Genomic DNA, 20164 nt, shown 5'->3' with positions numbered 1-20164 from the left:
TCCGGTCACGCCCGCTCGTGGCTCTCGTCGAGCACCGTGCGGCCGATGGTCGCGAACACCTCCGGACGGCGCGACCGCAGCCACAGCGCCCACCCGGCGGCGGCCACGAACACCGCGGCGACCAGGTACGGGATGGCGTGGAAGAACGGCGAGACCGCGGCGCCGCCACCGGCGAAGCTGAGGTTGTCGAACAGCAGGTAGACGACGTAGAGCATGCCCAGGCCGCCCAGCGCCGGGACGACGCCGGTGGTGAGCACGTTGCCCGGGTGCACCTTGCGCACGTGGAAGTAGACGACCACCGCCGCCGAGCAGATCGACTGCACCAGCAGGATGGCCATCGTCCCCATCAGCGCCAGCAGCCCGTACTGGTAGGTGTAGGCGCCCTGCAGCGGGTCCTCTCCGCCCACGGTGAGCACGTAGAAGGCCACGGTCAGCACGGCGGTGACCAGCGACTGCACCACCGAGGCGACGTGCGGCGAGCCGTGGACCGAGTGCGTGGCCCCCAGCGAGCGGCGCCACGCGGGCAGCTCCCGGCCGATGGCGTACATGTAGCGCGCGGCGGCGTTGTGGAAGGCCAGCGCGCAGGCGAACGACCCGGCCACGATGAGGAACAGGTACACGTCGACCACCCAGGCGCCGCCCAGGTTGCGCTCGGCCAGCCCGGCGAACAGGCCGATGCCGTCGAAGGAGGCCCCCAGCTCCACCGACCGCCGGGCGCCGTTGCCGGAGATCACCATCCAGGAGACGAACGTGTAGAACAGCCCCAGCCCGACGACCGCCAGCAGGGTGGCCCGCGGGACGATGCGCTTGGGATTGCGCGACTCCTCGCCGTAGACCGCCGTCGTCTCGAACCCGACCCAGGACCAGAAGGCGAAGAACAGGCCGATCGCCGCGCTGCCCGCCGCCAGCCCCTCGATGCCGAAGCCGCCGCCCTCCGGCAGCCGGGTGAACGCCTCCACCGGGTTGACCGACTGCCACACGATCCCGTCCGGCCCGCCGCCGCGGACCAGCACCGACAGCGCCAGCGCGGACAGCAGCACGACCTCGGCGACGAGGAAGACGCCGAGGACGATGGCGGCCAGGCTGATGTCGAAGTAGCCGAGCACCGCGACGATCAGGATCCCGACGCCGGCCAGCACCAGCCAGTCGACGTCCCAGCCGAACCACTGGTCGATCGCGTCGGAGGCGAAGTAGCTGAAGATCCCGATCAGCGACCCCTCGAAGACGACGTAGGCCACGGTGGCCAGCACCCCGGCGGCCAGCCCCCAGACCTGGCCCAGGCCGTGGGAGATGAAGCCGTAGAACCCGCCCGCGGTGGTGATGTGCCGGGCCATCGCGACGAAGCCGACGGTGAACAGGGTGAGGATCACCGTCGCCACCAGGAAACCCGCCGGAGCGCCCAGCCCGTTGCCGGATCCGATGGCGATCGGCACGTTGCCGGTCATCGCGGTGATCGGTGCGGCGTTGGCCACGGCCATGAACAGCACGCCCAGCAGGCCGAGCGACCCCGCCTTGAGCCTGCTGGCGACCGGGACGAGCGGTTCTTCTGTCCGGGCGGGGTCGCCCGGACCGGTGCCGGGCAGGTGGTCGGTGGACATGGGTCTCCTCGGGTCCGTTGCTGGCGTCGTCGTCCCGGTGGGTCAGTGACCGCAGGCGTTGCCGCGGTCGGTGCCGTCGGCCACGGTGGGGGCGCAGTGCCCGCCCTCGGCCGGCAGGTCGAGCATCGGGTTGCCGTCGAAGAACCCGAAGGGCTTGAGGTGGAAGCCGACCCGGGTCACCGGCATCACCGGCCAGTCCTCCGGGCGGACGACGTGGTGGGCGCCGATGGTGTACCAGAGCACCAGGTCGGCATCGACCAGCGAGCGGTCGCCGGCGGTGTAGGCGACCAGCCCGTCGGGTCCGGGGTTCTGCGCCACGTACTCCCCGGCCGCGAACCGTTGGCCCGGGTCGTACGGGGTGGCCCACAGCTGCCGGGTGGCGAAGCCGCCGCGGGCGGCCTGCTCCGAGCCCTCCCGCCACAGCGGCGCGGTGTACGGCCCGGGCTCGACCTTGTAGCTGGGCCGGGCACCGAGCGCGGTCACGGTGTCGGCGCTGCTGACCAGCCAAGCCCGGCCGGCCAGCGGGTCCGGCAGCCGCTGGGCCTCCGACTCGCGGGTCAGGTGCCGCCGGCGCGTCCGCCAGGCGTTGCCGTGGGGGTTGTGCGGGCCGGCGGGGTCGGACACCGAGTCGACCTCGTAGAGGTTGTTGCGCGGCCCGTCGACGGCCATGTCCAGCCGGACGCTGAAGTAGTGCTCGTGGTTGGGGGCCATGAGGCCCGGGGCCACCGTCGTCCCCCACACCGGGTCCTCCCCCACCGGCAGCGCGCCGGTGGAGAGGATGCCGGTCAGCTTGACCTCGAACTCGATGCTGCCGTCCAGGTAGAGGTTCCAGTAGAAGCCGTAGTCGTAGTTGCCGACCGTGGCGATCATCGAGACGACCAGGCGGCGGTTGCGGCGGACCTCGGCCCGGCCGGTGCGGAAGTCGGTGTGCTTCCAACCGATCGAGGCGTCCTCCTCGTGCATGCAGACGGCGTTGGGGATCCGGACCGGCTCGCCGTCCTGGTCGTTGACGTACCCGTCGAAGTAGCGGATCTCGCCGAGGCAGTCGCAGCCGAGCTCCAGCGGGTTGGCCAGCCAGCCCAGGCCGTACTCCCCCATGTCGAAGACGTTCTTGTTCCAGTGGGTGGGGCGCGGGTCGCCGTAGGGGACGAACATCTCCGACAGCGAGGCGCGGTGGACGACCGGCCGCAGCACGCCCCGGTCGACGTAGCCGATCTCGTGCAGCACCAGCCCCTCGCGCGGGGTGTAGCCGATCCGCAGCCGCCACGGGCCCCAGGCCACCGCGTGACCGTCGACGGTGAAGCTGGGCCCCTCCGGCTGGGTGGTGCTGATCGGCTTCATCGGGGCGCGCGGCCGGTCGAAGGCCGGGACGTTGCCGGGCTCGGCGAGCAGCTCGGGCAGGTAGTTGCCCGGCTGCGGCGGCAGCGGGACGACGCCGGAGTCGGCCACGTCGAGCACGGTCATGGTGTCCAGGTCGACGGTGACGACCAGCCCCTCGACCGGGCGGGCGTAGCCGTTGTCGTCGGGCCCGGACCGCACGAACGACAACGGCCGGGCCAGCCGGCGGCCGCCCGGGTCGTCCTCGGGCCCGGTGTAGCCCGACGCCCACGGGTCGAGCATGACCAGCGAGAAGTCCTCGACCCCGCGGGCCCGCACCGCCGCCTGCCAGCGCGGGTCGGCCCGGACGACGTCCTCGCAGGCCAGGAACTCCTCGGCGGTCATCGGCGGCTGCACGCCCTCGACGTGCCGCCAGGACAGCAGGCGGCCGGTGCCCAGCGAGGCCACCGCCTCGTAGGTGGCGTGTTCCCGGGGACTGCGCAGCACGGCCCGCGCCTGCCGGTCCCAGACGGTGCCGGGGGTCCAGGACGAGACGAGGTCCTTCGGCGGCTCGACCAGCTCCAGGTAGACGAAGCGGGTGCCCTCGGGGAAGACCTCGGCGCCGCGGATCAGCGCCGCTGCGTGCGACAGCTCTTCCGGGGTGAGCGGCTCGAGCGGGTGCCCGACGGGCGGGACGGCGAGTTCCTGGCGCGGTGCGCCCTCGATGAGCGTCATGGCGGACCTCCGGTCGGAGCGCGGCGAGCGTGTGCGGCCGACGCTAGGCAGCTCCGGTGCAGGACGGGTGACGCACGTGTCACGGCGAGGGCCACCGGCCGGGGCGCCAACCGCCCGTTCTCACCCGGTGGAACCGACCGCCTCCACCGCGTGGTCGATCCGGGCGCGCCGGCCCGACGTCCGGATCGGTTCCGCGGTCGAGCGGGGGTCCGGACGTCCGGCGCCGGTTCACGGCTGCGTCGGCGCCGGTGCCGGCGGGCCCGCCGCCGCGTGCCCCAGCCGCGACAGGCGCCCGGCGCGCCGGTCGTCGAGCGCCTCGGCGACGACGCGCGCCTGGGCGTGGACGACGGCAAGGTCCTCGGGCTGGCGGATCGAGCGCTCCGCGTCGTCCACCAGCAGGCCCGCCTCGGTCGCGATGGCCGACCACCGGCGGGGGTCCTCGGTGCACAGGGCCGCGCAGGTGGCCAGCAGCCGCAGCAGCGCCTGCACGACGTTGGGCTCGGCCGCGCCGTAGCGCCGGATCAGCCCGACCGTGATGGCCAGCAGCTCCGCGAACCGCCGTCCCGGCACGACCAACCGCACGCTGCCGTCGGGGTCCCGGGCGACGTGGTCCCCCACCGGCCGCGCCGCCAGCGCGCCGAAGAGGACCGCGAGGTGGTCGATGGCCTGCACCGCCGTGTACGGGTCGTTGACCGCCGGGGACAGCGCCTTGCACGCCGGGTCGGCCAGCTGGCGGAAGCCCAGGCCCAGGTCCTGCTCGAGGGTGCGCTCGAAGCCGATGCGCACCGTGCGGTCCAGCGTGGTGGCCAGCTCCGCGGCCGGCGGCGGGGCCTGGGCCGGGGACGCCGTCCACACCCAGGCCAGCACGGTGCCGGCGACCACGTGCTCGCCGACGTGCACGCGCAGCCGCACGGTCAGCCGCCGGCCGGTCGCCGCCGACAGCAGCTGGCGCAGATCGACCGCCTGGACGTAGCCGGAGCGGCGGGCCGCCACCGCCACCGCCCACGCCGGCGGGGCCGGCAGCTCCTCGTCCTCCTCGGTGAACACGTCGGAGCGGATCACCGGCAGGGCGTTCTCCTCGACCACCCGCATGATGTCGTCGACCTGCAGGGAGTGGGCCAGGTGGTGGGCGAAGTAGACCAGCAGCGCCAGGCTCACGAACAGCAGCCCGATGGCCACGGACACCGCGAACCGCGGGAACTCGTCGTTGCGCGCCCCGCCGGCGACGCCCACGGTGAACAGGCCGCCGGCGCTGTAGGCGAACGTGCCGACCAGGACGCCCAGCACCACCTGGTTGGCGCGGTCGCGCAGGTAGTTGCGCAGCAGGCGCGGCGAGAACTGGGTCGACGACAGCTGCAGCGCCACCACGGCGAGGCCGAGCACGACCGCGATGACCGTGATCATGGTGCCGCTGATCCCGCTGAGCAGGCTCCGGGCGTCGTCCGCGGTGCCCTGGAAGGCCAGCGGCGAGGTCGGGCCCACCTCGATGCGCGAGAGCAGCTCCCCGAGGACGAGCGCGCCGACCACGCACCCGGTCGGGATCACCCACAGCGATCCGCGCACCTGCTCCCGCGCGGCGTCCCATCGCATCGTTCCGAGCCCTCCGTCGTGCGGTCCGGTGTACCGGCCGGGCGGCCACGCAGCATCGTCCTCCCGGACGGCGCACTGCGGCCCCTCCCGTGCGCCCTCCGGCCGGCCGCCCCGTCCGGGTGCGGCACCACCCCGCCCGTGCGGTCAGGCGGTCAGCGCGGGGGCGTCCCAGACGACGTGGTGACGGCGCATCCAGGCCTGCGGGTCACGACGCCGCAGCACGACCGGCAAGACCAGGTCGCGGACCACGCGACCCACGGCGGGCGGGGACTTGGCGCTGCTGGTCCGGAAGCCCTGGGCGACCACCCGCTCCGCCCGCGCCCGCCGGGTGCGCTCGAAGAGGTCGACGGCGTCCTCGACCGGCAGGTCGCGCAGGCAGCGGGCCAGGACGACGGCATCCTCGACGGCGAGCGACGAGCCCTGCCCGGCCGCGGGTGAGGTCGCGTGCGCGGCGTCCCCGATCAGCACCGTGCGCCCGCGGTGCCACCGGCGCACGGTCGGCACGTCGTAGGTGGTCCACCCGCGCAGTGGTCCGGCGGTGGCCTCGACGAGGTCCCCCGCCGGGCAGCGGTCCCCGGCGTGCAGGTCGCGCAGCAGGGAACGCCACTGCGCGTCGGGGATCCCGGCGACCTCGTCGGGCGCGGGTTCCCGGGTCAGGGGCGGGTTGGCGAACCACCAGGTCTGCCCGGTCGGCGCCGGCAGGTACCCGAAGAACGAGCGCCGGCCGAAGACCATCGTCAGCCGGCCCACCTCGGCACCGGCCGGGGTGTGCTCGGAGTAGCCGGCGGTGTTCAGCACGGGGACGTACCGGGGCGGTGGGCAGCCGGGGTCGACCAGGGACCGCACCGTCGACCGGACGCCGTCCGCGCCGATGAGCAGGTCCGCCGTCTCGGTCGTGCCGTCGGCGAAGGTCGCCGTCACGCCGGCCGGGGTGCCGCGCGCGTCGACCAGCCGGGAGCGGTAGCGGACGTCGACGCCGCGGCGGAGGGCCTCGCCGTGCAGCGCCCGGTACAGCTCGGAGCGCTTCATCGACAGGCCGACGGTGCCGCCGGGTGCGGGGCCGGTGGTGGCCGTGGACCCCAGCACCTTGCCGGTGCCGCTGCGGAACTCGATCACCGGCGTCGGGAAACCCACGTCGAGGACCGCCTGCTCCGCGTCGATCGCCCGCAGCGCGTCCAGGCCGTTGGTCTGCAGGCCCAGCCACGCGCCGACGTCACCCGACGGCGTCGGGTGGGCCTCGTGGACGACGGCGTCGATGCCCGCCTTCTGCAGGGCCATGGCCGCCACGGGGCCGGCGACCCCGCCCCCGATGACGAGCGCTCGCGTCATGCCGGTGACCTCCCGTCGGCGTCGGGCTGCCCGCCGCGACCGGCGAGCTCCCGGGGATGGCATCCCCTCACACGTCGCCGCGCGTTTCCACCCCTCCGGGCGCGCCGGTCAGCGGGCCGCCGGGGCGCGCAGCACGGCGCTGCCCGGCACCACCAGCCGGCGCACGTGGTCGTCGACGTCGTCCGGACCGGGAGCGGGCTCGCCGAAGTCGAGGGCACCGATGGCGTAGAAGTCCGTCGTGGCGGTGATGCACTGCCAGCGCCAGGCCAGCTCGCGCTCGTCCAGGTGCGGCACCAGCGCTGCGACGGCGGCCTGGTAGCGGCCGGCCATCGCCCGGGTCGCCGCCGCGCCGTTGGCCTCCCACCGCGCCGGCGGCTGGTCGAAGATCCGCGTGAAGACCCGCGCGGCGTACCGGCCCCGGCCGGCGCACCGGAGCGCGACGATGGGCCGCACCCAGCCGTCGACCAGCCCCTCGACGTCGGGAGCACCGCCCAGCGCCTGCAGCGAGCGCTCCCGGTCGGTGAGCACCCGGTCGACCACGCGGCGCTCGACGGCGGCCACGAGGTCGGCCTTGCCGCCGAAGTAGTACCCGACCGCGGCGGCGTTGGCGACGCCGGCCAGCTTGAGCACGTCGCGCACCGAGGTGCCCGAGCTGCCGTGCTGGGCCAGCAGCTCCTCGGCGGCGTCGAGCAGCCGTGCGGGGGTTGCGCTCTGCGTCATGCGGTCTCCATGCTGGCCCGGACCTGATACGGGCGTCTCAGACGATCGTCTGGAGTGAGCATGCCCCACGAGCAGCAGGTTCGGAGCGACCTGGCGAGGCGCGTCCCGCTCGGCCGGGGGCCGGCCCCCGCCCCCGGGACCGAGCTGGACGTCGACGGCCCGGGCGCGTCGCCGCCCGCGGACTCCTGCCGGAGAGGGACCGCATGAGCCACCGCCCCCGCCCCGACGCGGCCGAGCCGCCGGGCGCCCGCACGGCCGCGCCCGGCGCCTTCACGCACCGCCAGATCATGACGATCCTGGTCGGGCTGATGGTGGCGATGTTCCTCGCCGCCCTGGACCAGACGGTGGTCTCCACCGCCATCCGCACCATCGCCGACGACCTGAACGGCTACGACCTGCAGGCCTGGGCCACCACGGCGTTCCTGATCACCTCGACGATCTCCACCCCGCTGTACGGCAAGCTCTCCGACATCTACGGCCGGCGGCCGTTCTACCTGTTCGCCATCGCGATCTTCGTCGCCGGCTCGATCCTGTGCGGCCTGGCCAGCTCGATGTACGAGCTGGCCGCGTTCCGCGCGATCCAGGGCATCGGCGCCGGCGGGCTGATGTCGCTGGCCCTGGCGATCATCGGCGACCTCGTCCCACCCCGGGAACGCGCGCGGTACCAGGGCTTCTTCATGGCGGTCTGGGGCACCTCCAGCGTGCTCGGCCCGGTCATCGGCGGGTTCCTGGCCGGGCAGAGCAGCCTGCTGGGCGCCGACGGCTGGCGCTGGATCTTCTACCTCAACGTCCCGCTCGGCCTCGCCGCGTTCGCCACCGTGTTCCGGGTGCTGCACCTGCCCCACGAGCGGCGGGAGCACCGCATCGACTGGCCCGGCGCGCTGGCCCTGGTCGTCTGCGTCGTCCCGCTGCTCATCGTGGCCGAGCAGGCCCGCAGCTGGGGCTGGACGTCGACCCGGGCGCTGGTCTGCTACGCGATCGGTGCGGTCGGGTTCGCCCTGTTCGTGCTGGCCGAGCGGGCTTACGGGGAGGATGCGCTGCTGCCGCTGCGGCTGTTCCGCAACCGCAGCTTCACCGTCAGCGGCGCCGCCAGTCTGGTCATCGGCGCGGGCATGTTCGGCGGCCTGCTGCTGCTGCCGCAGTACCTGCAGATCGTGCACGGCTCCAGCGCCACCCTCGCCGGCCTGCAGATGCTCCCGCTGGTCGCCGGGATCATGGTCGGGGCGATGAGCTCCGGGCTCACCATCGCCAAGACCGGCAAGTACAAGGTCTTCCCGCTGGCCGGCTCGGTGCTCATGGCCGTCGCCCTGGTGAGCCTGTCGCGGGTCGTCGGGGCCGACACCTCCTACGGGGCGCTGGTCCCGCTGATGGCCCTGCTCGGTGTGGGGCTGGGCTTCAACTTCCAGCCCGTGATCGTGGCCGTGCAGAACGCCGTCTCCCCCCGCCAGATCGGCGTGGCCACCTCCTCGGTGACCTTCTTCCGGCAGATGGGCGCCACCTTCGGCACCGCGGCCTTCCTGTCGGTGCTGTTCAGCCGGCTGCCCACCGAGATCGGACGCGCCGTCACCGACGCGGTCGAGGCCGACCCCCGACTGGCTCCACAGCTCCAACAGCTCGGCGGCGCCGGCGGCGGCGACCTGTCGGACACCTCGTTCATCCAGCGGCTGCCCGACGCGCTGGCGCTGCCGTTCAAGACCGGGTTCGCCAACTCCCTCGACCTGGTGTTCCTCATCGCCGCCTGCGTGGTGGCGCTCGGGTTCGTCGTCGCCCTCTTCCTGCCGCAGGTGCCGTTGCGCAACCTCTCCGGCATCGCGGCCCGCCAGGCCGCGGCCGCCCAGACGGCGGGCGGGACGGCGCCGGGCCGCGACCCCGCCGGACAGGCCACCCAGGCGGTGGGCGCCGCGGCCCCGACGTCCACCGCTCCCCCGCAGGGCCGCCCCGGGGACGCGAGCGGCCGCCGCAAGGGAGGTGTCTTCGTCCCCCGGTCGACGACCGTCCCGGCGCGCCGGCTCCCCCGCCGGGTGGAACGCCTGCTGGCCGGTGCGGCCGTGCTCGGCATCTTCCTCGGCCTGGGCGGCATCGCGCAGAGCTCGCGGGACACCGCCAGCGGCGGAGACGGCGGGAGCGACCCGACCGCGCTCCTCGGTGGGGACGGCGGGACGGCGACCGGGGCCGGGCCGGGCACGGTCCTGCCCGGGTCACCCGCCGACGCGGTCTCGGCCGACCCGGCGCGGTCGGCGCTGGAGGGGGTCCACGCCACCGGCACGGTCCCGGTGCGGTCGGCCGGCCCGGCCCGCGGGTCGGCCGAGCGGACGCTTCCCGAGACGACGCCGCCGTGGCTCCTCCCCTCCCCGACCGGGACCGGGATGACGGCGGGCACCACCGACGCGGCCGGCACCCCGGGAGCTGGTGGCAGCGCCACCACCGCGGGCGGGGGTACGGCCACCGGCGGCGCCGTCACGACCGCGGCCGGGACCACCGCCGCGGCCGGGACCACCGCCGCGGCCGGGAGCAGCACCACCGCGGGTGGGAGCAGCAGCGCGGCCACGACGTCCTCGTCGGCTCCGGCCTCGACACAGAGCACCGCGCCGGGCACGACCACCGCACCGGCTCCGGCCCCGGACACCACCGCACCCGCCCCGGTCCCGGCTCCGGCCGGGACGACGGCCCCCGCCCCCACCACCACCGTTCCGGCGCCGACCACCACCCAGGCCCCGCGCCCCACCACCACGACGCCGACCACCCCTCCGCCGACCACGACGGCCCCACAGACCACCACGCCGACCACCACGCCGACCACCACCCAGGCCCCGCGTCCCACCACCACGGCACCGACCACCCCTCCGCCGACCACGACACCCCCGCGGACCACCACGCCGACCACGACAGCCCCACGGACCACCACGCCGACCACGACAGCGACGCCCACGACATCCCCGCGGACCACGACACCCCCGCGGACCACCACGCCGACCACGACCTCGTCCTCGTCGAGCACCCCGACCCGGACGAGCACCTCGACGTCGTCCTCGAGCACCTCGACGTCGTCCTCGACCAGCACCACGTCCTCGACCAGCACCACGTCCTCGACCAGCACCGGTTCGACCGGGACGACGCAACCGGGCACCGGCACGTCCAGCGGGTCGACGACCGGGTCGACACCCTGAGCGCCGGCCACCGCGGAAGCGACCGGCAGCTCGCCGTGGGCCGCCGCACGGGGCCGGCCCCGGGGTCCCCGGGTGCAGTGGCGGCCGAGCGGCCTCCGGAACGGGCTCGAGGTGGGGCCCGTGATCGGCCGGGGGCTGTCGGCACCGTCCACCGCACTCGATACGTCGTCACCGGCGGCTGGTCGCCCTCGAGGTGCTCGACGTCCCCGGCTCGCCCTCCGCCGAGGCAGCCCGGTTCGAGCACGAGCCGCCCGGCCGGGAGCGCGCTCCAGGCGCTACGGTCAGAGGGTCGTGTGAGCTGTCTCACAGGAGGATTCGTGACCAGGACGATCCGGACACCGCAGCAGGACCCCGCCGACCGGCGGTCCGACGAAGCAGTGGCGCCCGTCCCCCGACGGGAGTCCGAGGCGCTGGCCTCGGTGGAGGGGGCCGAGGACGTCCCCGTCCCCACCGCGGGCGGCATCGCCCGCAGCCTGCTGTCGGTGTTCACCCAGCCCCGCCCGGTGGCCCGGGAGGTGGCCACCTTCGGCCGCGACGCCGTCCGCATCCTGCGGGGTACCGACGCGATCGCCCCCTCCCCCAAGGACAAGCGCTTCGCCGACCCGGCGTGGTCGGGCAACCCCGCCTACCGGCGCCTCGCGCAGAGCTACCTGGCGCTGACCGGGTCGATCGAGCGGCTGGTCGACGACTACGCCACCGGTGGCGGGGACTGGCGGGAGGTCGAGGGGGCGCGGTTCGTGCTCAACGCGCTGACCAGCGCGATGGCGCCCACCAACACCCTGATGGGCAACCCGGCGGCCCTCAAGCGCGCCTTCGACACCGGCGGGCGCAGCGTGGCGCGCGGGCTCGGGCACATGCTGCACGACATCCGGTACAACCGCGGGCTGCCCGCCCAGGTCGACCGCAGCGCGTTCACCGTGGGCGAGGACCTCGGCATCACACCCGGGGCCGTCGTCCACCGTGACGAGGTCATCGAGCTGATCCAGTACACGCCGACGACCCAGCGGGTGCGGCAGCGGCCGCTGGTCATCGTGCCGCCGCCGATCGGCCGCTTCTACTTCCTCGACCTGCGGCCCGGGCGCAGCCTGGTCGAGTACGCGGTCAGCCGCGGCCTGCAGGTGTTCATGATCAGCTGGCGCAACCCGACGCGGGAGCAGGCCGACTGGGGCCTGGACACCTACGCCGGCGCCGTCGTCCGCGCCGCCGACGTGGCCCGGGAGATCACCGGCTCCCCCGACGTGAACACCCTGGGCCTGTGCGCCGGCGGCCAGGTGATGACCACCGCGCTCAACCACCTCGCCACCACCGGCGACGACCGGGTGCACTCGGCCGGGTACGCCGTCACCCTGCTCGACTTCTCCTCCAAGGCGCCGCTGGGCGCCTTCTCCGGGCCGCGGCTGCTCGACCTCGCCCGCCGCAACAGCCGCCGCCGCGGCGTCATCAGCGCCCGGGACATGGGCGCGGTGTTCACCTGGATGCGCCCCGACGACCTGGTCTTCAACTACCTGGTCAACCAGTGGCTGATGGGCGAGGACCCGCCGGCGTTCGACATCCTCGCCTGGAACGCCGACGGCACCAACCTGCCGGCGACGCTGCACGAGCAGTTCCTCGACATCTTCGCGCACAACTCGCTGATCCGGCCCGGCAGGCTCAAGGTGCTCGGCACGCCGGTGCACCTGTCCCGGATCACCGTGCCCACGTTCGTCACCGGCGCGCTCACCGACCACCTGACCCCGTGGGACGGCTGCTACCGCACCACGCAGCTGCTCTCCGGCCCGAGCACCTTCGTGCTCAGCTCCAGCGGGCACATCCAGAGCCTGGTCAACCCGCCCGGCAACCCGAAGATGAGCTACTGGACCGGCGGCGAGCCCGGCCCCGACCCGCACGCCTGGCGGGCGTCGGCCGAGCAGCACACCGGCAGCTGGTGGGAGCCCTGGTCGGAGTGGATCCTGCAGCGCTCCGGCGCCGAGGAGCCGGCCCGGGAGGCGCTGGGCAGCGCGGCGCACCCGCCGCTGGAGCCGGCGCCCGGCTCCTACGTCCGCGACCGCCGCCCCGTCGCCAGCTGACCCCGTGCCCGGGTCCGGCGGCATCCCGCCGGACCCGGGCGGGGCGGCTCAGCCGAAGGCGGCCTGCACGTCCTCGGACGCCGTGGAGGGCTCGGCCGACTCGCCGCCGGTGTGCGGCGGAGAGTCGGTGTCGGCCGACGCAGGCTCCTGGACGGCGACCACGGCCGGGTCGACCCGCATCACCGCGTACCCGGCCACGGCGCCCGCACCGAAGCCGGGGGCGAAGATCCGCAGCGGCGAGGAGATCACGCCGTCGCGCACCGCGTCGTGGATGGCCAGCGGGATGCTCGCCGACGAGGTGTTGCCCACCTGCTCGATGTTGAAGTAGAGCTGGTCGGCGGTCAGCCCGGCGCGTTCGGCCAGGCCGATCACCATCGTCTTGTTGGCCTGGTGCGGCACGATCAGCTCGACGCTGTCCAGCAGCGAACCGTCCTGCCCCTCCGGGTGCGGCAACGCGGAGATCTCCTCGATCATCTGCGCCAGGTAGCGCCCGGCCAACGCCTTGACCTGCGGCCCGAACACGGTGATGTTGTTGTCGAACTCGGGGTTGGGCCAGAGGATCGAGTTGACCTCGCTGGCCGGGCCGCTGGCGTAGGTCTTCAGGACGTCGATGTCGGTGTCCGCGCCCTCGGGGGCCGGGCCCACGACCATCGCCGCCGCGCCGTCCCCGAAGATCATCCGCGACGTGCGCACGTTGCCGATCTTGTCGGAGAACTTCTCCACGCAGACCACCAGCACCGGCCGCTCGACCTCCTGCAGCAGCCGGGTGGCGTCGGCGACGCCGTAGGGCATGCCGGCGCAGGCGGCGATGAGGTCGTAGGCGGCGAACACCTGGTGCATGCCCAGCTGACCGCACAGGTAGGTGGCCAGCGACGGGATCAGCCGGGAGCTGGTGCAGGTGCACACCAGCACCGCGCCGATCTCCTCCGGCTGGCGGCCGGCCTTGCCCAGCGCGGCCTCGGCGGCCTGCAGTGCCAGCTCCTCCAGGGGCAGCGAGCTGTACCGGCGCTCCTCGATGCCCGTCTTGGTCGAGATCTCCTCGGCGCTCATCGGCGACCAGTTGTAGGCGGTGTTGCGGATCAGGTCGTCGTTGCTGCACACCTGGTCGCCGTGCACCGCGGCCAGCGCCTCCAGCCGCGGTAGCACCGCGAAGCGCCGGCGGACGTCGACCTCCGGGTACGGCCGCACCGGCGGCCGGGACTCCCGCGGGGCGGCGGCGTGCCCAGGTGCGACGCCCGCGCGCAGCCGGCGCAGGAAGGCCCGCACCTCCTTGTCCCGCGGGTGGAAGGCGACCACCCAGTCGTCGTCCTTGAGCTGACCGGCCTCGGCCAGCTCCATCTGCGCGCGGTCCCACGGATACTGGTTGTGCAGCACCATCGCCCACCGGTGCAGCGCCTCGAGCTCGGGCACGTCCTCGTTCACGTCGAGGATGTCGTCGTAGTCGTAGACCGGGTAGTCCGGGTCGTAGGACGGCAGCCGGAAGGTCAGGTTGCCCGGCTGCTCCAGGAACTCCGCGACCGTGGGCTTGACCGCCGGCAGCGTGGAGGCGTGGTGGCGGCGGTTGGCGAAGACGTCGAAGAGGACGTCGAAGATGCGGTCCTCGCAGTCGGCGTTCCACCGGGCCGACAGCTGCGGGTAGGCGTCCTGGACGGCGCGCACCTTCGTCTCGCCGTCCTCCCACGGCTCCAGGACCGGCAGGAACACGTCGGAGCGGGTCCGCGGGAGGTCGGCCCAGCGGGTGGGCCGCTTGTCGTACATGGTGATCGAGAACCGGTTGGCCCAGAACAGGTTGAGCGCCAGGTCGCGCATCAGGTCGTAGCGGGTCGCGTAGGCGCCGGTGCGCACCCGCTCGAGGATGTCGGTCCCGCTGGGGGCCTTGGTCTCGAAGTCGCGGCGGATGACGCTGTCGAGCTGGTCGAGCGTCTCCACGGTGGAGAAGTCCAGCTCGGGCATGATGTTCGAGGGGAACACCATGCGGCCGTGCCGGTTCAGGACGAAGGCGTTCATCGCAGTCCTCTCTGCTCGGGTCACCGTCGGGTGCGTTCCATCCCCCGCTCGACGGCGGCGATGAGGCGGGGCCGCAGCTCGGCGGCGGGGATGATGGCGTGCACCGAGCCCATCCGGCGGGCGCGCTCGATGTCGTGGACGGCCTCGAACTCGGCGGCGACCTCGCCGAGCTTCTCCGACCGGACGGCGCTGCGGACGCTCGCCAGCTCCGCCCGCAGCTGGGCCTGCGCGACGGCGTCGGCCGAGCCGAGAGCGGCCTCGAGCTCGCGCACCCGCGGGTCGGCGGCGGTGCGCTTGTCCACCTCGCGGGAGAAGACCACCGCGGCCGCCGGGGCACCGCCGATCACCGAGGCGTAGGAGCCCTCGACGGCGAGCACCTCCATGCCCTCGTTGAGGACGCCGGAGAACACCACGAACGCGCCGCCGTGGTAGCGGGAGACCACGCAGAACACGATCGGCCCGTCGAAGTTGGTGATGGCCCGGCCGATCTCCGCGCCGTACTCCAGCTGCATCTCCCGCAGCGACTCCGGGGACCCGTCGAAGCCGGAGAGGTTGGCCAGCACCACCAGCGGCCGGTTGCCGCTGGCGGCGTTGATGGCCCGCGCGGTCTTCTTCGACGAGCGGGGGAACAGCGTCCCCGCCGTCCACTGGTCGGGGCCGTCGGCCGGGTGGCTGCCCCGCCGCGGGATCGGCCGGGACTCCACCCCGAGCACCGTCACCGGGTGCCCGCCGAGGTGGGCGTCGAGGACGACGGTGGTGTCGGCGTCGGCCATGCCGGCCCACCGCTCCAGCACCGGGTGGTCCTGGTCTGCCACCGCGCGCATGACGGTGCGGATGTCGAAGGGCTTCTTGCGCTCCGGGTTGGCGATCGGCGAGAAGACGTCGCCGACGGTGGTGAAGTCGCTGGCCGGGTGCCGGTGCGGGTAGCTGCGCACGTCCCGGTCGCGCGGGTCGGTGGTGGGGGCCGGGCGGGGCCAGCGCTCCCCCGGCGCGCGGTAGGTGTGCTCGTAGTGGGCGAACAGCACCTCGAGGGCGGCGGTGAGGTCGGGCGCCCAGTACTGCGCCTGCCCGTTGGGGCCCATCACCCGGTCGTAGCCGCCGATGCCGAAGTTGTCCTCGGCCGACACCCCGCCGGAGTAGTCGAGGGACTGCTTGCCGGTGAGCACCATCGCGCTGTCCGGCGTCATCACCAGGATGCCCTTGGTGTGCATGAGCATCGTGGCCTCGGCGTTCCAGTACGGCTGGGCGCCGACGTTGATGCCGGTGACGACGACGTTGACCTCGCCGCCGGCCTGGGTGAACTCGATGATCCGGCGCAGCGCCCGGGAGACCCAGTCCATGTTCTCGGTGCCGCTGTCCATGGAGATGCGCGCGCCGGAGGACAGCGCGAACCACTCGACCGGGATGCCCCGCTCGCAGGCCAGGTCCAGCGCCGCGACCACCCGGGCGCACTCGGGCTCGGCGACCGTGCCCAGCGCCTTGGTCGGGTCGCCGAACAGCGCCACGCGGGTCATGCCCTCGGGGTAGCGCGGCGTCGGGGTGCTCACCAGCCCGACGACGATGCCGGCCGTGTTCTGCCCGGGCGGGCGCTCGACGGGCACGAGCCGGCCGTCCTCGTCGAGGTCGTGCTCGACGAACGAGCCGTCCGGGCCGGCCAGCAGCGGGGCGAGCTCGTAGGGGTAGGGCGCGCCGCGGGCCCGGGAGCTGAGCACCTTGGCGGTGTAGTCGTCCAGCGGGCGCATCGGCTCGCGCGGGCGGTCGGTGACCTCCATGCGCACCCCGGTGCCGGGCCGGTAGGAGAAGCGCAGCGCCACGTCGCGCGGCGGTGAGCCCTCCTCCTCCTGCAACCGGGCCAGCAGCACGATCTGGTCCAGCCCGGCGCCGAGGGTCAGCGGCGCGGCGGTGCGGGCGAAGGCCGCCACCTGCGACAGCGGCACCTCGATCGACGGCCAGGCGTAGAGGTGGACCCGGTTGTGCTCCAGCGGGCGGCGCGAGCGCCGCCGCGACTGGGCCCGCCGCAGGCTGTCCAGGCAGGAGGTCAGCGCCCGCTCGACGGTGGGGAAGCCGACGACCTCGCCCGCCTCGTCGTGCAGCGGGGTCAGGTCGCGCACCTCGGCCATGGCCACGAGGCGCTCGTCGTTGGGGTTGTCCTTGGCCGCGACGTGGAACAGGTAGGTGTCCTCGGCCGAGGGCAGCCGCTCGCCGTCGAAGTTCTTGAGCCGCCACAGGTCCAGCCGCTGCGCGGTCAGCGGGTGCAACCCCCGGATGATCCGCTCCTCGGCCAGCGCTCCCCGCCCGCCGCTCCCCCCCGTCAGGTCGCCCTCCCCCGTCGGGTTGCCGTCCGCCGACGGGCGGAAGGTCACCGTCTCCACGTCGCCGGTCGGGGTGCAGACGGTGACGGTCACCCGGCGGCCGGTGCGCAACGGCGCGACCTCGGTGAGCAGCCCGGCGAGCTCGCCGGCCAGCGCGTCGGCGTCGGTCGGGCGGTCCGGCCAGTTCACGTAGAGGTCGACGACCAGGTCGGCGCGGTCGGCCAGCAGCGGGGTGAGCGCCTGCAGCGCCTCGGGCAGCCGCGCCCGGTCGGTCATCAGCGCCACCAGGTGCAGCCGGGCGCCGTTCAGGTCGTACTCGGCGGTGACGCAGGTGTCCCCGTCGAGCAGGGAGGAGCGCACGTCCTCGAGGCTGCGGCTGCGGTAGTAGCGGCGGGTGAGGACCTCCAGGACCGGGTCCGGGACGGCCGTGGCGCGGTCGAACCGCTGCGCCAGCAGCCGGACCAGCGGCTCCGGGCTGGCGACCAGCGCCTCCATCCGCCGGATCTGCTCCGCCGCGTCGCCCCGGGCCCCGGCCTCGTCGAGCTCGTCGAGCAGCCGGCCGGCCTCGTCGAGCACCCGCTGGCGGGCCTGCCGGACGACCGGCTCCTCGAAGTACCGGTAGCGCACGGCCCGGGCCAGGTCGCCCACCGACGGGTAGCGCAGCTGGGTGGCGACGACCAGCCGGTCGAGCACCTCCCCCACCTCCGCACGCGCCGGGCCCTCCGGCGGCCGGCCCGCGGCCAGCCAGCGGTCGAGCAGCGCCTGCACGACGGGCAGCTGCTCGGCGACACGCTGCTGGGCCAGGAAGACCCGGTACACCGCCTCCTCGAGGGCCGGGCCGGGCTCGGCGCCCTCGAGGTCGGAGTCGTCGACGTCGTAGTGCCGCAGCGCCCGGCGCAGCCGCGCGCGGAAGCCCTCGGGCAGGGCCGCCCGCTCGACGTCCAGCGAGCGCAGGTAGGCGTGGAAGTGCTCGCGGGGGCTGTGGACCTGGGTGTCGGCCTCCTCCTCGGCGCTGGCCGGCCGGTTGCGGGAGAGCTCGGCCAGGTCGGCGAAGGTGGTGAGGACGGCGAGCTCGCCGCGCAGCAGGTCGGGGTCGTCGACCGGCAGCTCGGCGCGCGCGGCGCCGTACTCGGCGACCAGCGCCCGGGCGGAGGCGGCGCCGACGTCGTAGCCGGTGACCAGCGCCCGCAGCGCCGTCAGCGCGGCCAGCGCCCGGGACCGGGGGTCGGCGGCCGGGGCGTCGTCCGCGCTAGGCAGCGTCACGCGCTCGCCGGTGGCCTCCTCCGCGTCGCCGCCGGCCCGGTCCAGGCTCACCAGCGGGTCGCCGGCGTCGACCTGGGAGTTGACCGCGGCGAGCACCTCGCGGACCCGGCCGGTGAACGGCGCCCGCACCGCCGTCTCCATCTTCATGCTCTCCAGGACGACGACCGCCTGGCCGGCCTCGACCTCCTCCCCCGGTGCGGCGCGGACGGCGACGACCACGGCCGGCGCCGGGGCCCGCACGAGCCCCCCCGCGTCCGGGGTCACCCGGTGGGTGTGCCCGTCGACCTCGACCAGGTGCGAGCCGGCGGCCTCGACGGCCACGACGGAGTACCGCCGCCCGAGCGCGGTCAGCCGGCTCTCCAGCGGGCCGGTCCGGTCCACCTCCACGTCGACGACCCGGCCGTCGAGCTCGACGCGGTACCGGTCGCGGTCCACCGTGGCCACGGTCAGCCGGTACACCTGCCCGCGCAGGCCCAGCTCGACGGGACGGCCCACCTCGCGCGGCGCCCGCGGCCGGCCGCCGCGCGCCGAGGCGAGGAAGGCCTGCCGTTCGCGGTCCTCCTCCGCCCGGGCCAGGTCGACGGCGACCTGCACCAGCGCCACCCAGGCGTTCTCCGCGGGCCGGGTGCCGTCGACGGCTCCGGCGCGGTCCAGCCACCCGGTGTCGGCGGTGCCGGCCACGACCTCCGGCCGGTCGAGCAGGTCGAGCAGGAACGACTTGGTGGTGGTGCCGCCGCGCAGCACGACGGTGGTGTCCCGCAGCGCGACGCGCAGCCGGGCGAGCGCCTCGGGGCGGTCCCGGCCCCACGCGATCACCTTGGCGATCATCGAGTCGTACTGCGGCGGGATGACGTCGCCGACGCCGATGCCGGTGTCCACCCGCACGCCCGGCCCGGTGGGCGGCCGCATCAGCTCGACCCGGCCGGGCGCGGGGGCGAAGCCGGCCTCGGCGTCCTCGGCGGTGAGCCGCGCCTCGACGGCGTGCCCGACGGCGGCGGGCGGGGCGCCCTCCAGCCGGCCGCCGGCGGCGACGTGCAGCTGCAGCTTGACCAGGTCGAGCCCGGTGGTCATCTCGGTGACCGGGTGCTCGACCTGCAGCCGGGTGTTGACCTCCAGGAAGGTGGTCAGCTCCTCCTGCGGTTGGTACAGGAACTCCACCGTGCCCGCGCCGACGTAGCCGGCGGCCTTGACCAGCGCGATCGCGGACTCGCGCAGCGCGGCGTCCTGCGCGGGTGCCAGCGCCGGGGAGGCGGACTCCTCGAGGATCTTCTGGTTGCGCCGCTGCACCGAGCAGTCGCGCACGCCCGGCGCCCACACCGTGCCGTGCTGGTCGGCGATCACCTGGACCTCGACGTGCCGGCCGCCCTCGACCAGCCGTTCCACGAACACGACCGGGTCGCCGAAGGCGCGCTGGGCCTCGGTCCGCGTGCGGGTCAGGGCGTCGGCGAGGTCGGCCTCGGAGCGGACCACGCGGATGCCGCGCCCTCCGCCGCCGCTGCGCGCCTTGACGATCAGCGGGTAGCCGATGGCCGCGGCGTGCCGGCGGGCGTCGGCCTCGTCCTCGACCGGGCCGCGGCTCCACGGCGCGACGGGGACGCCGGTCTCCTCGGCGAGCACCTTGGCCTCGATCTTGGCGCCCAGCAGCCGCATCGCCTCCGGCGGTGGGCCGATGAAGGTCACGCCCAGGTCGGCGCACAGCTCGGCGAACGCCGGGTCCTCGGCCACGAACCCCCAGCCCACCCAGGCGGCGTCCGCGCGGGCGACGCGCAGCGCGCGGGCCAGCTCGGCGTGGTCGAGGTACGGCGAGCCCGCCCCGGTCTCGCGCAGGACGACGGCCTCGTCGGCGGCGCGCACGAAGGTCGCCCGGCGCTCGGCCTCGGTGTGCAGGGCGATGACCCGGGTCCGCGTGCCGGGCTGCGCGGTGGTCCCCCGCCCGGCGCTCCCCCTTCCCTCGACGGTGCTCCCCCGTTCGGCGTCGAGCTCCCGGACGGCGCGGATGAGCCGGACGGCCGGCTCCCCGCGGTTGACGACGGCGATGCGTTGGAACACCCGAGCCCCTC

The 20164-nt window shown here is 74.7% G+C and carries 9 protein-coding genes; 2 read left to right on the top strand and 7 right to left on the bottom strand.

Translation table 11 applies throughout. The features are described 5' to 3' along the window. Nucleotides 1-5 precede the first annotated feature (5 nt). From DQ238_RS15295 to DQ238_RS22875, 5 genes are all read right to left on the bottom strand, one after another. Nucleotides 6-1598, bottom strand: coding sequence for an APC family permease (locus DQ238_RS15295; protein ID WP_113782135.1), 1593 nt, complete (start codon nucleotides 1596-1598; stop codon nucleotides 6-8). 42 nt (nucleotides 1599-1640) lie between these two features. After that, entirely contained in the window at nucleotides 1641-3650 is a 2010-nt protein-coding gene (locus DQ238_RS15290; protein WP_113782134.1) for a primary-amine oxidase, read from the bottom strand. Nucleotides 3651-3878: 228 nt separating this feature from the next. Further along, nucleotides 3879-5240, bottom strand: coding sequence for a DUF2254 domain-containing protein (locus tag DQ238_RS15285; RefSeq protein ID WP_113782133.1), 1362 nt, complete (start codon nucleotides 5238-5240; stop codon nucleotides 3879-3881). 144 nt (nucleotides 5241-5384) lie between these two features. Further along, on the bottom strand, nucleotides 5385-6569 hold the full coding sequence (locus DQ238_RS15280) for an NAD(P)/FAD-dependent oxidoreductase (protein ID WP_113782132.1): 1185 nt from the start codon (nucleotides 6567-6569) through the stop codon (nucleotides 5385-5387). Nucleotides 6570-6677: 108 nt separating this feature from the next. Beyond that, nucleotides 6678-7289, bottom strand: coding sequence for a TetR/AcrR family transcriptional regulator (locus DQ238_RS22875; RefSeq protein WP_158550806.1), 612 nt, complete (start codon nucleotides 7287-7289; stop codon nucleotides 6678-6680). 203 nt (nucleotides 7290-7492) lie between these two features. Here DQ238_RS22875 and DQ238_RS23325 point away from each other — a divergent pair, with 203 nt between their 5' ends. Together DQ238_RS23325 and DQ238_RS15265 are read left to right on the top strand one after the other, a co-directional pair. Further along, on the top strand, nucleotides 7493-10456 hold the full coding sequence (locus DQ238_RS23325) for an MDR family MFS transporter (RefSeq protein ID WP_199506366.1): 2964 nt from the start codon (nucleotides 7493-7495) through the stop codon (nucleotides 10454-10456). A gap of 317 nt (nucleotides 10457-10773) precedes the next feature. Further along, complete coding sequence (locus tag DQ238_RS15265; protein ID WP_233495995.1) at nucleotides 10774-12522, top strand: alpha/beta hydrolase; 1749 nt, start codon at nucleotides 10774-10776, stop codon at nucleotides 12520-12522. Nucleotides 12523-12570: 48 nt separating this feature from the next. Here DQ238_RS15265 and DQ238_RS15260 read toward each other — a convergent pair whose 3' ends face one another. Together DQ238_RS15260 and DQ238_RS15255 are read right to left on the bottom strand one after the other, a co-directional pair. Continuing rightward, on the bottom strand, nucleotides 12571-14529 hold the full coding sequence (locus DQ238_RS15260) for a 3-oxoacyl-ACP synthase III family protein (protein ID WP_113782131.1): 1959 nt from the start codon (nucleotides 14527-14529) through the stop codon (nucleotides 12571-12573). A gap of 20 nt (nucleotides 14530-14549) precedes the next feature. Continuing rightward, nucleotides 14550-20153 (bottom strand): carboxyl transferase domain-containing protein, encoded by a 5604-nt coding sequence (locus DQ238_RS15255; RefSeq protein ID WP_113782130.1) that lies wholly within the window; start codon nucleotides 20151-20153, stop codon nucleotides 14550-14552. Between the last annotated feature and the right edge of the window lie 11 nt (nucleotides 20154-20164).

The organism is Geodermatophilus sp. TF02-6 (genome assembly GCF_003319115.1).
Classification (GTDB): Bacteria; Actinomycetota; Actinomycetes; order Mycobacteriales; family Geodermatophilaceae; genus Geodermatophilus.
The sequence above is the reverse complement of the archived record's forward strand: the minus strand, read 5'-3'. Positions and strand labels throughout refer to the sequence as shown.